This is a genomic window from Lentibacillus sp., assembly GCF_035301925.1.
Taxonomy (GTDB): domain Bacteria; phylum Bacillota; class Bacilli; order Bacillales; family Amphibacillaceae; genus Lentibacillus.
This window is the reverse complement of the sequence record NZ_DATGTI010000069.1, coordinates 15,672-33,985: the sequence shown is the minus strand read 5'-3', so window position 1 is coordinate 33,985 and position 18,314 is coordinate 15,672. Positions and strand designations below refer to the sequence as shown.

Genomic DNA, 18,314 nt, shown 5'->3' with positions numbered 1-18,314 from the left:
AGCATAACCTCTTTATGTTTTCGGCTGTCTGTAATCATTTTTAGGGTGAACGAAACTGGGACGTTTTTTTGAGTATGGTATGGGAACCCGGAAAAGAATTTCGATTATACCGGGTGCATTGAATGGAATGAATGGCCACAAATACGGTGTCTGCAATGATTTTAACTGAACGAGATAGAGTATATAGAGTGTAAAGGCGACTGAAAAACCAATTAAACCAAATAGAGCTGTAGCGATAATCAATACAAACCTGGCAATTTTATTGGCGACACCAAGCTCATAACTTGGGGTGACATATACACCGATCGCACTGATTGAGACATATAAAATAATCTCCGGTCCGAACAATCCGACATCAATGGCTATCTGACCGATTAATACCGCAGCAATCAGCCCCATTGAGGTAGCCAATGGCGTCGGTGTATGAATGGCAGCCATCCGCAAAAATTCAATCCCCAGGTCTGCCAGTATGATTTGTATTGCAACTGGAATTGTCCCTTCTTCTTTAGGACCGATAAACGAAAGTTCTGCCGGCAATAATGATGGATCCAGTACAAACAAAAGCCATAAGGGCAGCAGAAAAATTGAGGCCATAATGGCAAGCATTCTTGACCAGCGCATAACAGACCCGACGAGCGGTGTCTGACGATATTCTTCGGCATGCTGTGTATGATCAAAATAGGTTGTCGGCAGAATCATAACGCTCGGTGACGTATCAACAATCAATACGACATGTCCTTCCATCAGATGAGTAGCAGCAACGTCTGGCCGCTCGGTATATCTGACCAAAGGATATGGCTTCCATTTTGGTCCCGCAATAAATTCTTCCAACGTTTTATCTGTCATCGTTATACCATCGATTTCAATCGCTTCCAATTTTTCTTTAACGATGTTAATAAGATCCCTGTCAGTGACATCATCAATATAGCATAAACAAATATCCGTTTTTGACCTTTCTCCGACTTTCATCATTTCATGACGGAGCCTGGCATCACGGATTCGCCTTCTCGTCAATGCTGTATTTTCAATAATATTCTCTGTATAGCCATCACGGGAACCTCTGACAACATGCTCCGTATCAGGTTCTTCCGGTGAACGTCCAGGGTAATTACGGACATCCACAATAAACGCGTATTTTATCCCATCAATAAAAATTACAACTAAACCAGATAATATCTGGTCTACAGCCTCATCCAGGGATTCTGTGCGTTCAACCTGCTGATAAATAATCCGGTTTTCAATGATTTCGGGTAATTTTTTCGCGTTAATTTCATCGTCGTTGATCTGTACAAGCTGACGCATGATTTGCTGGACAACAGATCCATCACAGAGGCCGGTAACAAAATAAAGCTGAACTTTTGATTTCAGAATGACTAATTCGCGAAAACCGAGATCGAACGAAGTATCCAGTCCAACGTGATCCTTCATGTATTGTTTGTTTTTATCTATCTTTGAGTAAATCGGCGTTGTATTTTGGCCTTGATTCATAATATTCAACTCTCCACATATTATTTAATATCGGTATAAACTTATTCGCATATAATGGTCAGTAACCCGCCAGATGACGGCGGCTAACTGACCATAAATGCCCGATTCGGCTCAACTAACATTCAATGGGGAAAAAGCGCCCCATTGAATGAAGTTTCGCTTTATCTCACTAATATCGTCCATTGAAAAAGGGATCCGGCAATCTTACCAAAAACAATGGCCATTAATAACCACAGCATTTTGTTTTCCATCCGAATACGTTTTGAAAGAATCGGAAATACGTTCAGCACTTCCGTTAAAGCAGCTGCCAGCATTCCATTAAAGATTCCGTGAAAGAGTCCCCATAGTATAAGTAAAATCAAAGGCTGATTCCAGTCTATATTTGCAAATGACATGTAGACTCCAAATAAGGATCCAAGAATAATACTTGCGGTGTAATTTCGTATGAATTTATCAGTCTTACTCAATTGTATGAGTCTGGGAATGATGCCCAATACTGTTAAAAACGCTACAAAACCGCCCCCGACAGCAATACCAGCAGCAAATCCAATTATGACTTCCAGCAGACTAATCAAAACGCTCGTCATCGTCTAGTGGGTTCTCATAATGGGTAAGATACTGATCCATGTCTTGCTGGTAATTAAAGATTTCAACTTCGAGAGGGCTCGGTTCTTCGTTGATTCGTTTCCGGAACCAATGGTTAAAAAATAAGAGCATCCCAATTCCGAGTCCAAAAGAGTATGGTATTTGAATCCATAAGGGATATTGGTTCTGTTCACCAGTCAGCAAATAATGAAGTTTTTGCTGCACCTCCTGCATACTGACATCGTAATGAAAATTTACAATGGTCATCGCAGCACCAATAAAAAGGAGCAGCCAAACAATCGCCGCCATGAATACGTTTGGCGATTTTTTATACTTTTGGATCCGGATCATGGTATGCGTTGGTCCGACGAGCTGAAATTCCAGATTATGATAGTGTGTATTCAGATGATCGATGACCAGGAAACTGTCCACGATTACCACATTCCGATCCTTTTTGGTCATGCGGTAAATTGGTGTTTTTTCCAATTCTTTCTTCAATGGCGATGTGGTTGAAATGTAAGCAATATCCTTCAGATTCACCTTTTTCAGATACGTCGTTTCAACTTTCTTTTTCATACGCAGATATACGATTTCTGACATCCGGTGCTCATCCTCTTTACGATGTTGTACAGAATAGTATTTGTTGAAATCACGGGAATTATCACAGAAAAAGCTGGTTTCTCAGAGGTAAATGTTTCAGATTTAAATTCTAATAAAAGCAGACCTGCATAGTATTTTAAAGAGAAATATAAAAGGCAGGCTGGTTTCAGTGAAAATCAAGCATCATATTTTGGCATATTTCATTTGTGTTTTCCTCATTTTTGTGCTCATTTCATTTATATCCGTATCCAAAAGCCAAAACGGTCTTTTTCATTTTGACACCATTAATGAGTTAACAGAGTCGGATTTGATATCAGAATCATTGTTGTTACTGATGAGCTCCGAAGTTCCCCGGCTCAAGGGGAATTTATATGAAAATGATATAAAAATGCCTGATTTCTCTTCATTGCTGTTTGAATTCACTTCAGGCATCACACCAAAACGTTTCACAAGTCTGATCGAACTTGAATTGCCCGGGAAAAAGTCCTTGTCCAATGGCGTGTATCTGGCTGGGAAAGAATCTGATTTAACGGCTGCGCCAATTGAGTCGCCTCCTCCTGATTTTGAAAAGTTACTTAAAGAGGAACAACCGGGGGAACAGTCTGAACAAGAAGAGGAATCAAGTCAAGACACGTCTGATGCGGATATATTCATTTATCACAGCCATGCCTGGGAAGCTTATTTGCCTTTACTGGATGATGCAGATAAAAAGCCCAGTGAAGCTTCAACAACGAATCATAATCAAAATGTTGTAAACGTAGGTGCGATGCTCACTGAACAACTGGAGAGAAGAGGGGTAAACGCGATTCATGACAAAACCAATGTCACAGCAAGTCTCCATGAAAAAGGCTGGGGATACAGCGATTCGTACAAATTTTCCCGGCAATCCATCGAAGAAGTCATGTCCAACAATGGTAACATAACCTATTTCATTGATATTCATCGTGATGCGCAGAGAAAAGACGAAACGACGATTACAATCGACGGTGAAGATTACGCCAGAATATATTTCATAGTAGGGCTTGAACATGAAGATTACGGTGAAAATCTTGCATTTGCCAAAGAATTGGATGGACTGGTTGAAAACAAATATCCCGGGCTCAGTAAAGGCATATATGAAAAAGATAAATCAGAAGGAAATGGTATCTATAACCAGGATATTTCGGCACAGTCAATCCTTATTGAATTTGGCGGTGTTGATAATACCCGGGAGGAACTCAAAAATACTTCTGAAGTCCTTGCAGAAGTCATTAGCGAACATCAAAAAGGTGATGCCATGAAAGTCAACAATACTGGAGATTAAAGTGACCAGAAGAGGCTGTTCCGATTTAATCAGAACAGCCTTTAGTCATGGATTCATATTCACTTTCATTTCCTTTAATATCTTTTTCTCGAGCCTTGATACCTGTACTTGAGAAATGCCAAGTCTATCGGCTACTTCGGATTGTGTCCGGTCTTTATAATACCGTAAATACAAAATCAACCGTTCCCGTTCATTCAGCCGTCTGATTGCTTCCTGCAACGTCAGTTTATCAAACCATTTGGTATCATCATCGGCAATCTGATCCAATAACGTAATCGGGTCACCGTCGTTTTCAAAGACCGTTTCATGAATGGAATGTGGTGATTTGGCAGCTTCCTCCGCGTGTACGACTTCTTCTGAAGTGATATGAAGAGCTTCGGCAATTTCAAGAACCGTTGGCGTCCTTCCCAGCCGTTTTGTCATTTCCTCACGTTTTTTACGTATTTTGTTGCCGGTTTCCTTTAAGGAACGACTCACCTTGACACTGCCATCATCCCGAATGAAACGCTGTATCTCACCGATGATCATCGGAACGGCATACGTAGAAAACTTGACATCATATGATAAGTCAAATTTATCAATTGCTTTAATCAGTCCAATACTGCCTATTTGAAACAAGTCATCTGGATCATATCCGCGATTGATAAACCGCTGTACAACCGACCATACCAGTCTGACGTTACTCTCAACAAGTATATCCCTTGCCTGTTTATCTCCCTGCTGGCTTTTTTGGATATATGCCTTCACCTGTTCGTCATTTAACGATTCCTGCAGGTTTCTATGGCTAACATTTACATCCATAGGCATCCCTATTCAGTAACCGTTTTTTTTGAAAGTTGTTTTGTCATATGAACGGTTGTACCATTTTCAGGTGAAGATATGATCTCCAGTACATCCATAAAATTCTCGATAATCGTAAAGCCCATCCCAGATCTTTCCAATTCAGGCTTTGATGTATAAAGTGGCTGTCTTGCCTCGTCTACATCACCGATGCCAACACCGTCATCCTTGATAGTCAGTTCAACTTCATCTTCATGCAGTACACAGGATATCGAAACATAGTGGCCCGGTTCATTATTGTACCCATGAATAATGGCATTCGTTACGGCTTCAGAAACGACGGTTTTAATTTCGGTCAGTTCGTCCATGGTCGGGTCCAGCTGTGCCACAAACGAAGCAACTGTCACCCTGGCAAACGATTCATTTTCGCTTACACTCGCAAACTTGACATACATTTCATTTTTCATGATGCCACCCCCAACGTTAATAACGCGTGTTCCTCGTTCTCCTCCAGCCTCACAATCTTAAACAAACCGGACATTTCAAACAACCTTCTGACCGGTGGCGAAACGGAACATACAACCATCTCCCCTCCCAGCTGCAGTACTTCTTTGTATCTGCCAAGAACAACACCAAGTCCTGAACTGTCCATGAATGTCACCGATTCAAGGTTCAGCACAACATGTTTAATGGCGTTTGTATACATCATTTCTTTCCATTCATTCCGTAATACTTCCGCTTCATGGTGATCAATTTCCCCGGACATTCTGACGACCAGGACATCCTCTTTGACGTCAAATGCAGTTGACAGACTCATTTCATTTCCTCCCCACATTTTCGTTCTGAGTACTGTTTCGTTATAACTTGGGCCAATTCCTGCTTCCCGACAAAAGAAGAAGTAATTCGTCGATGTTTCTGTTATTTCACCATATTTTGCATCGTGCGTTTCAGTAACGTCAGATACGATGCTTTGTTGACATCATGATCAACAATCAATGGTGTTTTTGAGAGTGTCTGACCGTTGTGTTTGACAATTAGTTCACCAACCTGATCGCCTTTATTGATTGGCAGTGTGATGTCAGAATTCAGGCTTACCGATGCTTTCACGTTTTTATCATCCTCGCCTTTCCGGTGGATGGTACTGATTGATTCAGATGCCACCACATCAACGGACGCGTCTTCCGCCTTCAGTAGGTCCAGTGTCGTAATGGTCTGCCCTTTCTTGTATAAATTTTTCGTTTCATAATGGTTGAATGCATAATCAAGCATACCGGAGATAGATGCATTCCGTTCCTTGGTGGTGTCGGCACCCATGACAACTGCAATCATACGCATACCATTTTTTTCTGCTGTAGCTGTTAAACAATATTTTGCCTCATTCGTATAACCAGTTTTCAACCCGTCAACTCCCGGATAAAACTTAACAAGTTTATTTGTATTCACGAGCCAGAATTCGTCTTCCTCACCTTTTCGTAAATAATCTTCATAAATCGATGTGTAATCGGTTATGGATTCATATTTTAATAATTCTTTGGCCATAATTGCCATATCATGGGCAGTGCTGTAATGGTCCTCAGCCGGCAATCCGGTGGAATTCTGAAACTGTGTATTTTCCAGTCCCAATGCTTCTGCTTTTTTATTCATCTGTTCTACAAATGCCTTTTCACTGCCGGCTATTCTTTCTGCCAAGGCAACACTTGCATCATTACCTGAGGCGATTGCCACACCTTTCAGAAGGTCATTGACACTCATTTCCTCACCGGCTTCAAGAAATACTTGCGAACCCCCCATAGATGCAGCACGCTCACTGACCCTGATTGTTTCGTCCTTATCAAGTTTTCCCTCATCAAGCGCTTCCATTATCAGTAGTAGAGTCATAACTTTTGTCATACTGGCAGGTGGCAGCTTCTCATGTGCGTTTTTATCGAACAGCATTTGACCGGTGTCACGTTCAATCAAAATAGCTGATTGAGTATCCGGAGCCAAATTCGGTTCTTGATCGTCCTCTTCACTCTCCTCACCGAAAACCGTGAATGGCATGAACAGAATGGAAAATATAATGCTCGTCAAAAACACAAACCTTTTCATTGTCCAACCTCCAACATTCAATATAATTTTAGGATTACCATCAGAACGTGTTCTTATACAATAAAACGCATACTGTAACCAGTATGCGTTTTAGCCATTAAAATTATTCATTTTGAACGTTCTCATAGATAAGCGGAGGTTTTGCAACAGCTTCATCCGTTATGTTAATGCTAGCATACAATTTTTCCTTCACATCGTCCACGGCTGTGGTGTTTGCATGAATGCTCAAAAGAGATTCACCTTTGTTGACAAAATCACCGACTTTTTTATTCAGTACGATTCCGACTGACAGGTCAATAGCGGAATCTTTTGTCGCCCTTCCTGCACCAAGCATCATGGCAGCTGTTCCAATATCATCGGCGACGATTTCGGAAATGGTTCCAGACTTTTTAGCGGGTAATTCAATCGTTTGCGATGCTTGCGGCAATAATCCCGGATCATCAGCAACGCGTGAATCGCCGCCCTGAGACTCAAGAAACAATTTAAATTGTTCGATTGCCTTGCCGTTGTTCAGATTTTCAGTCAGATGCTCCCTTGCACTATCAAGTGTGTCTGCCTTGTTGGCCAATACCATCATATGACTGCCCAGTTCAAGGCATAATTCTGTTAAATCTTCCGGTCCGCGCCCCTGCAATGTTTCAATTGCCTCTTTGACTTCCAGGGCGTTGCCGACAGCATTTCCCAGCGGCTGGCTCATGTCAGAAATGATTGCCGTCGTTTGTCTGCCAACACGGTTGCCAATCGATACCATCGCCCGGGCCAAGTCCCTGGCATCGTCGAGTTCCTTCATAAATGCACCGGCACCGGTTTTGACATCCAACACAATGGCATCTGTACCTGAAGCGATTTTCTTGCTCATAATCGAGCTGGCGATCAAGGGGATTGAATTTACCGTTGCCGTGACATCCCGCAGACCGTAAAGCTTTTTATCGGCAGGCGTCAGATTCCCGGTCTGGCCGACAACAGCTACCTTGTTTTGATTAACCAGATTGATAAATGCATCACTGGCAATTTCCGCATTGAATCCCGGGACTGCCTCCAGCTTATCAATTGTGCCGCCGGTATGCCCCAGTCCCCGTCCACTCATCTTAGCAACAGGAGCCCCGGCCGATGCAACCAGCGGGGCCAATATTAAGGTTGTCGTATCGCCAACCCCGCCGGTCGAATGTTTGTCCACCTTTATACCGGAAATGGCGGAAAGATCAATCTGGTCACCGGACTCTACCATCGCAGTTGTCAATTCTGCTCGTTCTTCCTCAGTCATATCACGGAAAAATATAGCCATCAGAAGTGCACTGACTTGGTAGTCAGGAATACTTCCGTTTGTATAGCCATCGACAAAAAAACGGATTTCTTCCTTTGACAGTTTATGGCCATCACGTTTTTTTTCAATGATATCATACATTCGCATAGTATCACCTTTATTGATTAATTTGGCAGTGTGCGGATGATTTCTTTAACAAATGTGAGAAAGTCTTCACGCACCTGTTTCGTTGTCTCAATCACTTCTTCATGTGTCAGCGGCTGGTCAAGAATACCTGCAGCCATATTGGAAATGCAGGAGATACCCAGCACCCGAAGGCCCGCATGTCCTGACACAATCACTTCAGGCACAGTCGACATCCCGACTGCGTCTCCGCCCAAGGTTCTGAGCATGTTAATTTCTGCTGGTGTTTCATATGTCGGACCTGTATTGGCCACATAGACACCTTCCTGAACCGTTATTCCTAATTTTGACGCACAGTCTTTTGCGTGTTGCAAATAAACTTCATCATATACCTGTGACATATCCGGAAAGCGTTCACCAAGGGCTGCATCATTCGGGCCAAGCAGCGGATTGTCACCCATATTATTGATATGATCTGTAATCAGCATTAAGTCACCAGGATTAAACGCCTTATTGATACCACCGGCTGCATTGGTGATAATGATTGAATCAATCCCCAATTCTTTCATCACCCGGACAGGGAACGTCACTTGCTGCATTGAATAGCCTTCATAATAATGAAAACGCCCCTGCATGGCGACAACCTGTTTCCCTTCCAGCATACCTGTGACAAGCTGGCCTTTGTGACCGGATACAGTTGATTCCGGGAAATGAGGTATGTCCTTGTAGGAAAATGTAATCGGATTTTTAATCTCTTCTGCCAAAACACCGAGTCCTGACCCTAAAATGAGCCCAATGACAGGTGCATTTGCCATTTTTCCACTGATATATGCAGCTGCTTCTTTAATGGCGGTCTGATTCATGGTATCCACCCCTTATTTGATATCATCCAAAAAGCTTGTTCCGTGTTCCGGCATTTTAATCTTGAAATTATCAGCGACCGTTGCCCCAATATCAGCAAACGTTTCTCTTAATGGGAGCTCTTTTCCTTTATCCATATTTGTATGATAGACAAGCAATGGCACATATTCACGTGTATGGTCAGTTCCATGGTGGATCGGATCGTTTCCATGGTCAGCTGTTATAACGAGCAAATCGTCTTCTTTCAGGCGATTCATTACTTCCGGCAATCTTGCATCAAACGCTTCAAGTGCTTTGCCATAGCCTTCAGGGTCACGTCTGTGGCCGTACTTGGCATCAAAATCAACCAAATTCAAAAAGTTTAACCCCGTAAAGTCTTTGGCCATCGAATCAACCAGTTTTGTCATGCCATCATCGTTATCAGCGGTACGGATTGCTTCGGTTACACCTTCACCATCGTAAATATCGGATATTTTACCAAGTGCTATCACATCATAATCGGCATCTTCGAGTTCATTCATGACGGTCCGGCCAAATGGCTTCAGTGCGTAGTCGTGCCGGTTGGCCGTCCGCTGAAATGCACCTGGCTCACCAACAAACGGGCGTGCGATGACACGACCGACCATATATTTTTCATCAAGGGTCAGCTCACGGGCGATTTCACATATATTGTACAGTTCTTCCAGTGGAACAATATCTTCATGAGCAGCAATCTGCAGGACAGAATCAGCAGATGTATAAACAATCAGTGCTCCTTGATCCATATGTTCTTTACCCAGTTCTTCAATGATGGCAGTACCTGATGCCGGTTTATTGCCGATGACCTTTCTGCCTGTTTTGGATTCTAAGTCAGCAATCAGCTCATCCGGAAAACCATCCGGAAATGTGCGGAATGGCTGCTGGATATTCAAGCCCATAATCTCCCAGTGGCCTGTCATTGTATCTTTGCCATTGGACGCTTCCTGCATTTTAGTGTAATGCGCCATTGGTGATGCAGCTTTTTCAATTCCTTTTATTTTTCTGATATTACTCAGCCCTAATTTTGCCATATTCGGCATGTTCAGGCCGTTCATCCGGGCTGCAATATGCCCCAATGTATCGGCACCTTCGTCATTAAATGCTTTGGCATCCGGGGCCTCTCCAATCCCAACGGAATCCATGACAATTAAAAATACGCGTTTAAAATGCATCATTAAATACCTCCTATAGCTGTTTTTCCCTGTTTTACTTAATCATATCCTGACTTATTATAGTTGTAAGATGTCTGACAACATTAATTACAAAATCAACATTCATTCATTTTACCCGATAACAACATTGTATAAGGTTAAATCAGGCTCGCGGATGAAATGATTGATAAATATCTTTTAATCTAGCTTTTGTGATATGTGTATAAATTTGTGTTGTAGAAATATCGGCATGACCGAGCATTTCCTGAACGGATCGCAAATCTGCTCCATTTTCCAGCAGATGTGTAGCGAATGAATGTCTAAGCGTATGTGGCGTAATGGTTTTCTTGATGCCGGCTTCCCGTGCAATCCCTTTTAATATTTTCCAAAAGCCTTGACGGGACAGTGGTCTGCCGTGCTGATTCACAAAAAGAGCATTTTGATCCTGCCCCCGTTTCACGAGCCTCCCTCTGGCACGCTGCAAATAATCATCGACCGCTTTTCCGGCCACATTGCCAAGCGGAACAATCCTTTCTTTCGATCCTTTTCCCATACAGCGAACAAATCCCATTGTCAAATGAAGATCGCTTACTTTCAGGGCTATTAATTCTGACACCCTTAGTCCTGTAGCATACATCAATTCAAGCATTGCTTTGTTGCGGATCTTTAAAGGGGTATTGCCGTCAATGGTCAATAAAGCTTCGACATCCCGTGATGATAAGGTAGCGGGCAATTTTCGTTCTTTTTTCGGTGTTTCAATATGTATGCTGGCATCATGATCGACAAGCTGTTCCCGAATCAGGAATTGATGGAATGACCTGATGGAGGAAATGTTCCGGGCGAGCGTTGCAGGTGATTTGCCATCTTCCTTAAGCTTGTAAAGATACCCTGTAATATCAGCTCGTCCTATTGCGTTCCATACTGATTTCCGGCTCACCTTGTCCAGATAATGTATATAATTTTTCAAATCTCTCTGATATGATTTTAATGTATTATCCGTTACGCCCCGTTCCACAATCAAATAGTGGACAAATTCGTCAAAAGCGGGCTTAAGCATAATCATTACTCCCCTAAACGAAAAAATAAGTTGAGCCGATCAATGACGCTTCCATCATCAGTCTCAAAAACTTTTACAGACGGCCCTTCCGGCGGGTCGTACCGGTGAAATTGCTCGTATTCTGCATGCATATACCGTAAACCAGCGTAAAACAGGCATGTACACCCTATAAAAAGAATAAACACTTTTAAGGCATCCCGCAACAACTGTACCATTCATTTTCACCTCTTTCGCATATCTGCCGGAAACTTCTTAACACTCATTACTAGTCAAGATATGCCCAGAAAGGCCGATAATATACATGGTACTATTAGTGCCCTTAACGCTATCATTCTATCACCAAAATACCTTATTTCCTTATAAATGTAAATTATGACCACAAAATTAAAACCTTTTTTCCCGATTAAGAAAAAAGGCATCCCACGACTCATATATTCTATTATTTAGCTGACTGAACTGCCGTTTCCTGGCATTGTTTACAAATTCCATGGAAAGTCAATCGATGGTCTTCCACCTGAAAGCTGAAATCCTTCTCGACTATTTTTTCAACGTCCCCCAGGAGATCATCCACTATTTCTTCTACAGAACCACATTCGATACAAACAAGGTGATGATGAAAATGTTCAGCTCCCTCTTTGCGCAAATCATAGCGTGAAACACCGTCACCAAAATTAATTTTATCAACAATTTTCAGTTCTGACAGTAATTCCAATGTGCGATAGACAGTAGCGAGACCAATTTCGGGTGCTTTCTCTTTTACCAGCAAGTATACATCTTCAGCACTCAGATGATCTTCTTCACGTTCCAGCAGTACCCTTAGTGTGGCTTCCCGTTGTGGAGTAAGCTTATAGCTCTGAGCATGGAGTTGTTTTTTTATCCGTTCGATTCGATGTTCCATGGCAAGTCTCCTCCCTATTATCCCCAACTTCATTATATGCGGACAAATGAATGATGTCAAAATGAAATAATTATAATTTGTTATTTATAATAATTATTATATAACATTTATTACTCATGATAAAGGGATTTTATAAACATTTCCATTGCGCCATTTGCCACATATGCTTCCAATGCTGCTGCAGCAAGGGAAAATACCATTAATGAAGCGAAAACCGCTGCATATTTTCCAAATGGCTGAAGTACCGGCTGGGAAATACGCCATGAAAAAAGCTTTCTTAATAATATCATTGAGAAAATCATGGATAAGCTGCCAGCTATGATATAAATGGGAATGACCAGCAGATTCTGCGGTGCAATCGACAGTGAGGCCAAGAAAAGTCCATTGGCCCCGAGCTGATTGACCATGAAGCCGACAGAAAAACCAACAACGAGCCCCTTTAAAAACAGTAAAATCCATGCAACCGGGAGACCGATCACTGAAAGCCCCAAAATAAACAAGATAAAAAGATATTTCACATGATATAAAAAGCTGCTCTTCAAGATTTCATTGCTGCTCACTTGATCTTCTTTTGAAATGTCGCCAAAGAAGCGTTCAAGGTAAAAGAATAAATCCTGCTTTTGAACGAAATTCATGCTGTTAACAATGATTGCACCAAAAATAACGCCGGTCAGGAAAAGAATCATCATGAAAATATAAATTGTAGCGTGCTCTCTTACATGATCAATTAATAGTGTACGTTTATTATACATCGGAATCCTCCATCACTTGAGTGTCGTTTCAAACAGCTTGTATTTGAATGGCCTCTGATAGAAACTATGAAGAATTCCTTGTAAAAATACCAATATATTTTTGACAATTGAGTTCAGGTCATTGTGACAGCACCATATTTCCCGCCGCCACCGGCTTTGATTGATAACTTACCCTCTCTCATATGAATAATGGAAGTTGCTAGTTTTTCAGGTACAACTTTTTTCAATTCATCAAATGACACGTAATGGATCACATTCATTTCCGTCTGAAAATGTTCCAGCAGTTTCTTGAATGTTTTGGGTCCTAGCTTCGGTAAATATTCCAGTGGAACCTGGTATAAATAAGGCGGCCGGTCTCGTTTTTCCGTATTAGCGCTTGTCAGCTCCTGAATCCGGTCAAACACGCCTTTGACAATTTTGGTTGATCCGCAGTTATGGCATTTGCCGGCTTCAGAAGACAGCGGCTCAAGGCACTGACTGCAAACAGTTGTGTAATATTTGCCAAGATGAGGATTCATGCCAAAGTTTCGTGTTATCTGCCGGCCATTGACATTGTGCAGTGCCCAGTTGAATTCTTTAAACGAAGGCTCTTCCATGATCAATTGCTGATATTCTCTGGCGATCTTCGGAAGCGAATGTGCGTCGGAATTCGATAAAAATGTAAAATCATGCAATTCCTCTATTTGGTCCGCCATTGCCGTATCTGAGCTGAGCCCCAGTTCTATGGCGTCGATCAGATCCGGATCAAATACTTCCCTTAACGATTGGTGCACGCCTTTGCCATACATGCTTTTAAACGGTGTGAACACATGCGCAGGAATAAACAGACCGGATAGTTCTTTCACTTTATACTGCAGCTTTTTTGCCGTTCCGTAATACCGCTGGGAGCTCAATGTGATATTTTTCATTTTAGTCGTCAGCCATTCCGAAAACTTTTCCATTTTTTCCAGCGTCGGGAGAAAGCAAAGGACATGAATGGGACCACGGCAATTTTCATCATACACTTCAATTTCCGCTCCAAGTATTAGCGTGGCATTTTCAAAGCGGATACCACCGTCCGCCAGCTCATAGGCATAGCCTGTTTTCATAAGTTCTTTGATTTCCTGCTGGACGGCAGGTGCATGGCTGTCAATCACGCCGACCATATGAATGCCTTTATGGCGGCTTGCTTCTTTCAGGACATTAGTCAGTGTTAATGTTTTGGCACCGGTGATTTTAACCGGGTGGTTGTACATATCCCGGCCAATATGAATGTGCATATCTGCAAAAAATGATTTTAGCATTGCCTACATCCTTTCAAGTGACTCTAAATACATGATGGCATAGTTTGTTTTCGCATCATGGATCCGTTGTTCCTTCATGCATTGTTTCGCTTCTTCAAGCGTCAGCTCAAGCAATTCGATAAACTCATCATCATCACCTGCAGCAGGATTCTCAATCGGTTCCACATCTTCTGCCATATACAAGTACATGATTTCATCGGCAAATCCCGGTGATGTGTAAAATGACGTGACGAATGTCGGCGAACTTGCCGCATACCCTGTCTCCTCCTCCAGTTCGCGCAGGACGGTCATTTCGGGTTCCTCCCCGTCTTCCAGTTTCCCGGCCGGAATTTCCACCAGTGATTTTTCCAGTGGTTTGCGATACTGCTCAACAAACACGATTTTGTTGTCTTTTGTGATCGGAATGATCCCGACTGCTCCGGCATGTTTAATCAGTTCCCGTTTGGAAGTATTTCCGTCCGGCAGCCTCACATCATCCACTTGGAGTTTTACGACCTTTCCATCATATATAGTTTCCGTATGAATGGTTTTTTCTTCAAATTTTTTCATCGGTCATCATCCTTTTTGCCCGGTTATTATTTGTCCCGCATCTAATGGACAGTAACCCGCCGGAATACGGCGGCTAACTGTCCCTAAATGCCCGATTCTGTTCGGGCTGTATGATGCAGGCCACAAAGGCGTTGGCGATTGTTGCTGCGAACTTAGCATTCGCTCCTTTTCTTCAGTGGGAAAAAACGTTCCACTAATGGCGTTTCACTTTATTCTATCATATCTTAAATAGTTGTATTGACTGCTGCTTTTTTCTTACAATAAAAATAGATGAATCATATTGGAGGCTGATACTGATGAAAAAGAACCAGCTTGGGCAATCGGATTTATACATTTCCGAACTGACACTCGGCTGTATGTCACTGGGAACGGACAGCCAAAAGGCAAAGGCGATTATTGAGCGTGCACTGGATGCCGGCATCAATCATTTGGATACGGCAGACCTGTACGATTTTGGCGAAAATGAAACGGTTGTCGGTGAAGCGATTAAAGGTAAACGGGATCAAGTCATTTTGACGTCAAAAGTCGGCAACCATTTTAATAAAGACAAGCAGGACTGGTTCTGGGATCCGTCCAAAGAACATATCGAACAAGGTATTAAAGACAGCCTGCACCGTTTGGGTACTGACTATATTGATTTTTACATGCTGCACGGCGGCACAATCGATGATCCGATCGATGAGTCGATTGAAGCATTTGAAAACCTGAAAAAAGAGGGTGTCATCCGAGCTTACGGCATCTCCTCCATACGTCCGAATGTCATCCGTGAATATGTGAAACGTTCCAACATTGATGCAGTCATGATGCAATATAACATGCTTGACCGCCGGCCTGAAGAAGAAATCCTCGACCTGCTGCACGAAAACAATATCAGTGTTCTGGCGCGGGGGCCGCTGGCAAAAGGCATGCTCAGTGACCGTGCAGATGAACAGATCGAGAAAAAAGGCAAAGATGGTTTTCTTGATTATTCGTATGCTGAACTGAAAACCATCCACCGTGAACTTAAAAAAATAGTTGGCGGTGATTCTCTGAACTGCTTAGCGTTAAACTATATTTTGAAACATCCTGCCGTTGCGAGTGCTGTATTTGGTGCAAGTTCCGTCAGTCAGATTGGTGACAATATCAATATTGACCGTTCGGCATTGACCGATGAAACATACGGGAAAATACAGAAGATGACAAAAACAATAAAATATACGAACCACCGATAGTACCCGCCTTAATCAATAAGCAAGTGGCATAAAAAGTAAATTTTTTGTGCCGCTTTTTAAGAACGTGTGGAATCATAAACCAGGATTATGGAGTTGATCTCCTTCTATAGGAAAGGTAATTTTTCAGGAAATATAAGTCTTAGAAGATAAAGTACTGAGGCGATTTCCCGGAGTATACAGTTACAAGAAGAGCTATCTGTCCTTGTCTCTCTTTCAGCTACGTTTGTTAATATCCTTTTTGTACAAGTTTGAACAAAACCGTATGTTCATCCAGTTGGGACTGAACATGTCTGAAATTGCTTCTGGATTCTGTAATAAAATGATCCAGATTTTCTTTCATCTGTTCTTGTCTTTCCATTAATTGAGCTTGATTGACCGCGAGTACTTCCTGGTTTTTCATTAGTTGACTTTGATTAACCGCAAGTGCTTCCTGGTTTTGTTCTACTCCACTAAGTCGCTGTCCAAATGCATTCAGGCTTTCCCTGAATCGGCCCTGCCGCTCTCCAAATGCATTCAGACTTCCCTCGAATCGGTCCTGCCTCTCTCCAAATGCATTCAGATTTCTCTCGAATCGGTCCTGCCTCTCTCCAAATGCATTCAGGCTTTCCTCAAAACGGGTTTGTCCCTGTTTTAGTTCTCCTAAACTTTCAAGGATTAAATTCAGTTTTTCTTCCATGGTGTCCTACCTCTTTTCTTTAATTTAGTATAACATATATTACCCGAAAAGCTATTGCCAAAACGAACAATCTGCTTTGAAACACACTGCCATTATGCTGCTTTTAAACGTCGCATCCCGAACAAATAATATACCCCTTCCCTGTCCGGCAGTCCCCTTCTTACTCCTATAATCGAAAGTTTTTTAGGAGCATGAAAAATTAATTTTTTTATGCCCCTTTTTGCTGTCCCAATACGATTATAGGAGTGAAAGGTGCTTTTCAATCTATGACATGAATTTCCATTGATAATATTCAATCATAGGCGTATAATAATAGAACAAATGTTCCAAAATGAGGTGAATGCCTTGGATTATGCCAATTATCCGCGACACGATGTCCTGTGCATTGATATGCGCTCCTTTTATGCGAGTGTTGAGGCGGTCAAGCGGGGACTTGATCCAATGACCGTCCAGCTGGCAGTCGTTGGGGATGTCAATCGGTCGGGAAGCATTGTTCTTGCTGCCTCTCCTGCCCTGAAGAAAAAGCATGGCATCAGCAATGTGAGCCGTTTTTTTGAACTGCCTGGTGACCCTGACATTGTGATTGCACCGGCACATATGGCTGATTATTTGGAAGTATCGATGGAAATCACCAAATTGATTAACCAATATGTCCCGAAAGAAGCGATCCATCAGTATTCGGTTGATGAAGTCTGGGTAACGGTCAACGGACTGGAAAAATTATTCGGCAGCCGGTGGCAGGTTGCGAAAGCCATCAAGCGGGACATTCTGGAAAACTTCGGCATCACCTGCTCCATCGGAATCGGCGATAATAAATTTTTGGCTAAAGTGGTCATGGATCTGCACGCCAAAAAACATGGTATTGCGGAATGCACTTATGAAGATGTAGAGGAAAAATTATGGCCATTCCCGGTGCAGGACGTTTGGGGAATCGGCCGGCGGATGCAGCGCAATTTAAACCGGATGGGAATTGTAACACTCGGACAGCTGGCAAAATTCCCGCTGAAGCAATTAACCAAACGATTCGGCATCATGGGCGAACAGCTCTATTGGCATGCGTGGGGGATCGACCTCAGTCCAGTTTTCGGCAACTTCACCAAAACAGAACAAAAGGGATTTGGTCACGGCATCTCGTTATTGCGTGACTACTCCGGGGATGAGGTTGCGATTTGTATTCTTGATTTGTGTGAAGAAGCATGCCGGCGGGCGAGAAGTGCCAATAAGGCCGGCAAAACCATCCATCTTGGCATTGTCTATGCCAAAGAAACAGGTGGCGGTTTCAGCCGGTCACGATCCGTTTCACTGCCGACCAATATCACCATGGATGTGTATCATGTTTGCATGCAGCTGTTTCATGAATTTTATGATGGCATAAGTAATATACGGCATGTCTATGTAACGCTTGATAACCTGTATGAAGATGGTGAAACACAATTGGATCTTTTTGATGACAAGCCGAAGAAAAAAGATATTGGCTACGTCATGGATGCCATTCGTGCTAAATACGGATCCACTGCCATCCTCAGGGCCACCAGTTATACTGACGCCGGGATCACTATCGAACGGAGCAGCAAAATTGGCGGGCATCAGGCATAATAGAAGTCGGAGGCCGGAATTCGGATGCCAG

Annotated in this window: 20 protein-coding genes; 3 read left to right on the top strand and 17 right to left on the bottom strand. The window is 42.6% G+C overall.

The annotated features are described in order from the left end of the window. Positions 1–12: 12 nt before the first annotated feature. The 3 genes from VK080_RS05995 to VK080_RS05985 all read right to left on the bottom strand — a co-directional run bounded on the left by VK080_RS05995 (position 13) and on the right by VK080_RS05985 (position 2,673). Positions 13–1,488, bottom strand: a complete 1,476-nt coding sequence (locus tag VK080_RS05995; protein ID WP_324223862.1) for a spore germination protein — start codon at positions 1,486–1,488, stop codon at positions 13–15. A 161-nt stretch (positions 1,489–1,649) separates the two neighbouring features. Further along, on the bottom strand, positions 1,650–2,075 hold the full coding sequence (locus VK080_RS05990; protein ID WP_324223861.1) for a stage V sporulation protein AB: 426 nt from the start codon (positions 2,073–2,075) through the stop codon (positions 1,650–1,652). Then, on the bottom strand, positions 2,056–2,673 hold the full coding sequence (locus tag VK080_RS05985) for a stage V sporulation protein AA (RefSeq protein ID WP_324223860.1): 618 nt from the start codon (positions 2,671–2,673) through the stop codon (positions 2,056–2,058). The genes VK080_RS05990 and VK080_RS05985 overlap by 20 nt, the downstream gene beginning before the upstream one ends. A 169-nt stretch (positions 2,674–2,842) precedes the next feature. Between VK080_RS05985 and spoIIP the strand changes: the two genes are divergently transcribed. After that, complete coding sequence (gene spoIIP, locus VK080_RS05980; RefSeq protein ID WP_324223859.1) at positions 2,843–3,976, top strand: stage II sporulation protein P; 1,134 nt, start codon at positions 2,843–2,845, stop codon at positions 3,974–3,976. Positions 3,977–4,021: 45 nt separating this feature from the next. Here spoIIP and sigF read toward each other — a convergent pair whose 3' ends face one another. From sigF to VK080_RS05915, 13 genes are all read right to left on the bottom strand, one after another. Continuing rightward, a complete protein-coding gene (gene sigF, locus VK080_RS05975; RefSeq protein ID WP_324223858.1) occupies positions 4,022–4,777 on the bottom strand; it encodes an RNA polymerase sporulation sigma factor SigF in 756 nt (251 codons plus the stop codon). An 8-nt stretch (positions 4,778–4,785) separates the two neighbouring features. Further along, positions 4,786–5,223, bottom strand: a complete 438-nt coding sequence (gene spoIIAB / locus VK080_RS05970; protein ID WP_324223857.1) for an anti-sigma F factor — start codon at positions 5,221–5,223, stop codon at positions 4,786–4,788. Beyond that, positions 5,220–5,573 carry an anti-sigma F factor antagonist gene (gene spoIIAA / locus VK080_RS05965; RefSeq protein ID WP_324223856.1) on the bottom strand — a complete coding sequence of 118 codons (354 nt, stop codon included), beginning with the start codon at positions 5,571–5,573 and terminating at the stop codon, positions 5,220–5,222. Before spoIIAA ends, spoIIAB begins: the two co-directional genes overlap by 4 nt. Before the next feature lie 101 nt (positions 5,574–5,674). Further along, entirely contained in the window at positions 5,675–6,844 is a 1,170-nt protein-coding gene (locus VK080_RS05960; protein ID WP_324223855.1) for a D-alanyl-D-alanine carboxypeptidase family protein, read from the bottom strand. Positions 6,845–6,947: 103 nt separating this feature from the next. After that, positions 6,948–8,255 (bottom strand): pyrimidine-nucleoside phosphorylase, encoded by a 1,308-nt coding sequence (locus tag VK080_RS05955; RefSeq protein WP_324223854.1) that lies wholly within the window; start codon positions 8,253–8,255, stop codon positions 6,948–6,950. Between the two features lie 17 nt (positions 8,256–8,272). Continuing rightward, the gene (locus VK080_RS05950) at positions 8,273–9,094 is read right to left on the bottom strand and encodes a purine-nucleoside phosphorylase (RefSeq protein WP_324223853.1); all 822 of its coding nucleotides are present in this window, start codon (positions 9,092–9,094) and stop codon (positions 8,273–8,275) included. Between the two features lie 12 nt (positions 9,095–9,106). After that, positions 9,107–10,285, bottom strand: coding sequence for a phosphopentomutase (deoB, locus tag VK080_RS05945; RefSeq protein ID WP_324223852.1), 1,179 nt, complete (start codon positions 10,283–10,285; stop codon positions 9,107–9,109). 139 nt (positions 10,286–10,424) lie between these two features. Continuing rightward, the gene (gene xerD / locus VK080_RS05940) at positions 10,425–11,318 is read right to left on the bottom strand and encodes a site-specific tyrosine recombinase XerD (protein ID WP_324223851.1); all 894 of its coding nucleotides are present in this window, start codon (positions 11,316–11,318) and stop codon (positions 10,425–10,427) included. 5 nt (positions 11,319–11,323) lie between these two features. After that, positions 11,324–11,533, bottom strand: coding sequence for a YqzK family protein (locus VK080_RS05935; RefSeq protein WP_324223850.1), 210 nt, complete (start codon positions 11,531–11,533; stop codon positions 11,324–11,326). 224 nt (positions 11,534–11,757) lie between these two features. After that, the gene (locus VK080_RS05930; protein WP_324223849.1) at positions 11,758–12,216 is read right to left on the bottom strand and encodes a Fur family transcriptional regulator; all 459 of its coding nucleotides are present in this window, start codon (positions 12,214–12,216) and stop codon (positions 11,758–11,760) included. A gap of 110 nt (positions 12,217–12,326) precedes the next feature. After that, positions 12,327–12,968, bottom strand: coding sequence for a stage II sporulation protein M (gene spoIIM, locus VK080_RS05925; RefSeq protein ID WP_324223848.1), 642 nt, complete (start codon positions 12,966–12,968; stop codon positions 12,327–12,329). 113 nt (positions 12,969–13,081) lie between these two features. Further along, positions 13,082–14,251, bottom strand: coding sequence for an endonuclease Q family protein (locus tag VK080_RS05920; RefSeq protein ID WP_324223847.1), 1,170 nt, complete (start codon positions 14,249–14,251; stop codon positions 13,082–13,084). 3 nt (positions 14,252–14,254) lie between these two features. Next, a complete protein-coding gene (locus VK080_RS05915; RefSeq protein ID WP_324223846.1) occupies positions 14,255–14,800 on the bottom strand; it encodes an NUDIX hydrolase in 546 nt (181 codons plus the stop codon). 296 nt (positions 14,801–15,096) lie between these two features. Between VK080_RS05915 and VK080_RS05910 the strand changes: the two genes are divergently transcribed. Then, positions 15,097–16,011 carry an aldo/keto reductase gene (locus VK080_RS05910; protein WP_324223845.1) on the top strand — a complete coding sequence of 305 codons (915 nt, stop codon included), beginning with the start codon at positions 15,097–15,099 and terminating at the stop codon, positions 16,009–16,011. 226 nt (positions 16,012–16,237) lie between these two features. On the opposite strand, the gene VK080_RS05905 is transcribed toward VK080_RS05910, so the two are convergent. Continuing rightward, a complete protein-coding gene (locus tag VK080_RS05905; RefSeq protein WP_324223844.1) occupies positions 16,238–16,687 on the bottom strand; it encodes a hypothetical protein in 450 nt (149 codons plus the stop codon). Between the two features lie 345 nt (positions 16,688–17,032). On the opposite strand from VK080_RS05905, the gene VK080_RS05900 reads away from it, so the two are divergent. Beyond that, positions 17,033–18,283 carry a DNA polymerase IV gene (locus VK080_RS05900; RefSeq protein WP_324223843.1) on the top strand — a complete coding sequence of 417 codons (1,251 nt, stop codon included), beginning with the start codon at positions 17,033–17,035 and terminating at the stop codon, positions 18,281–18,283. Positions 18,284–18,314: the final 31 nt, after the last annotated feature.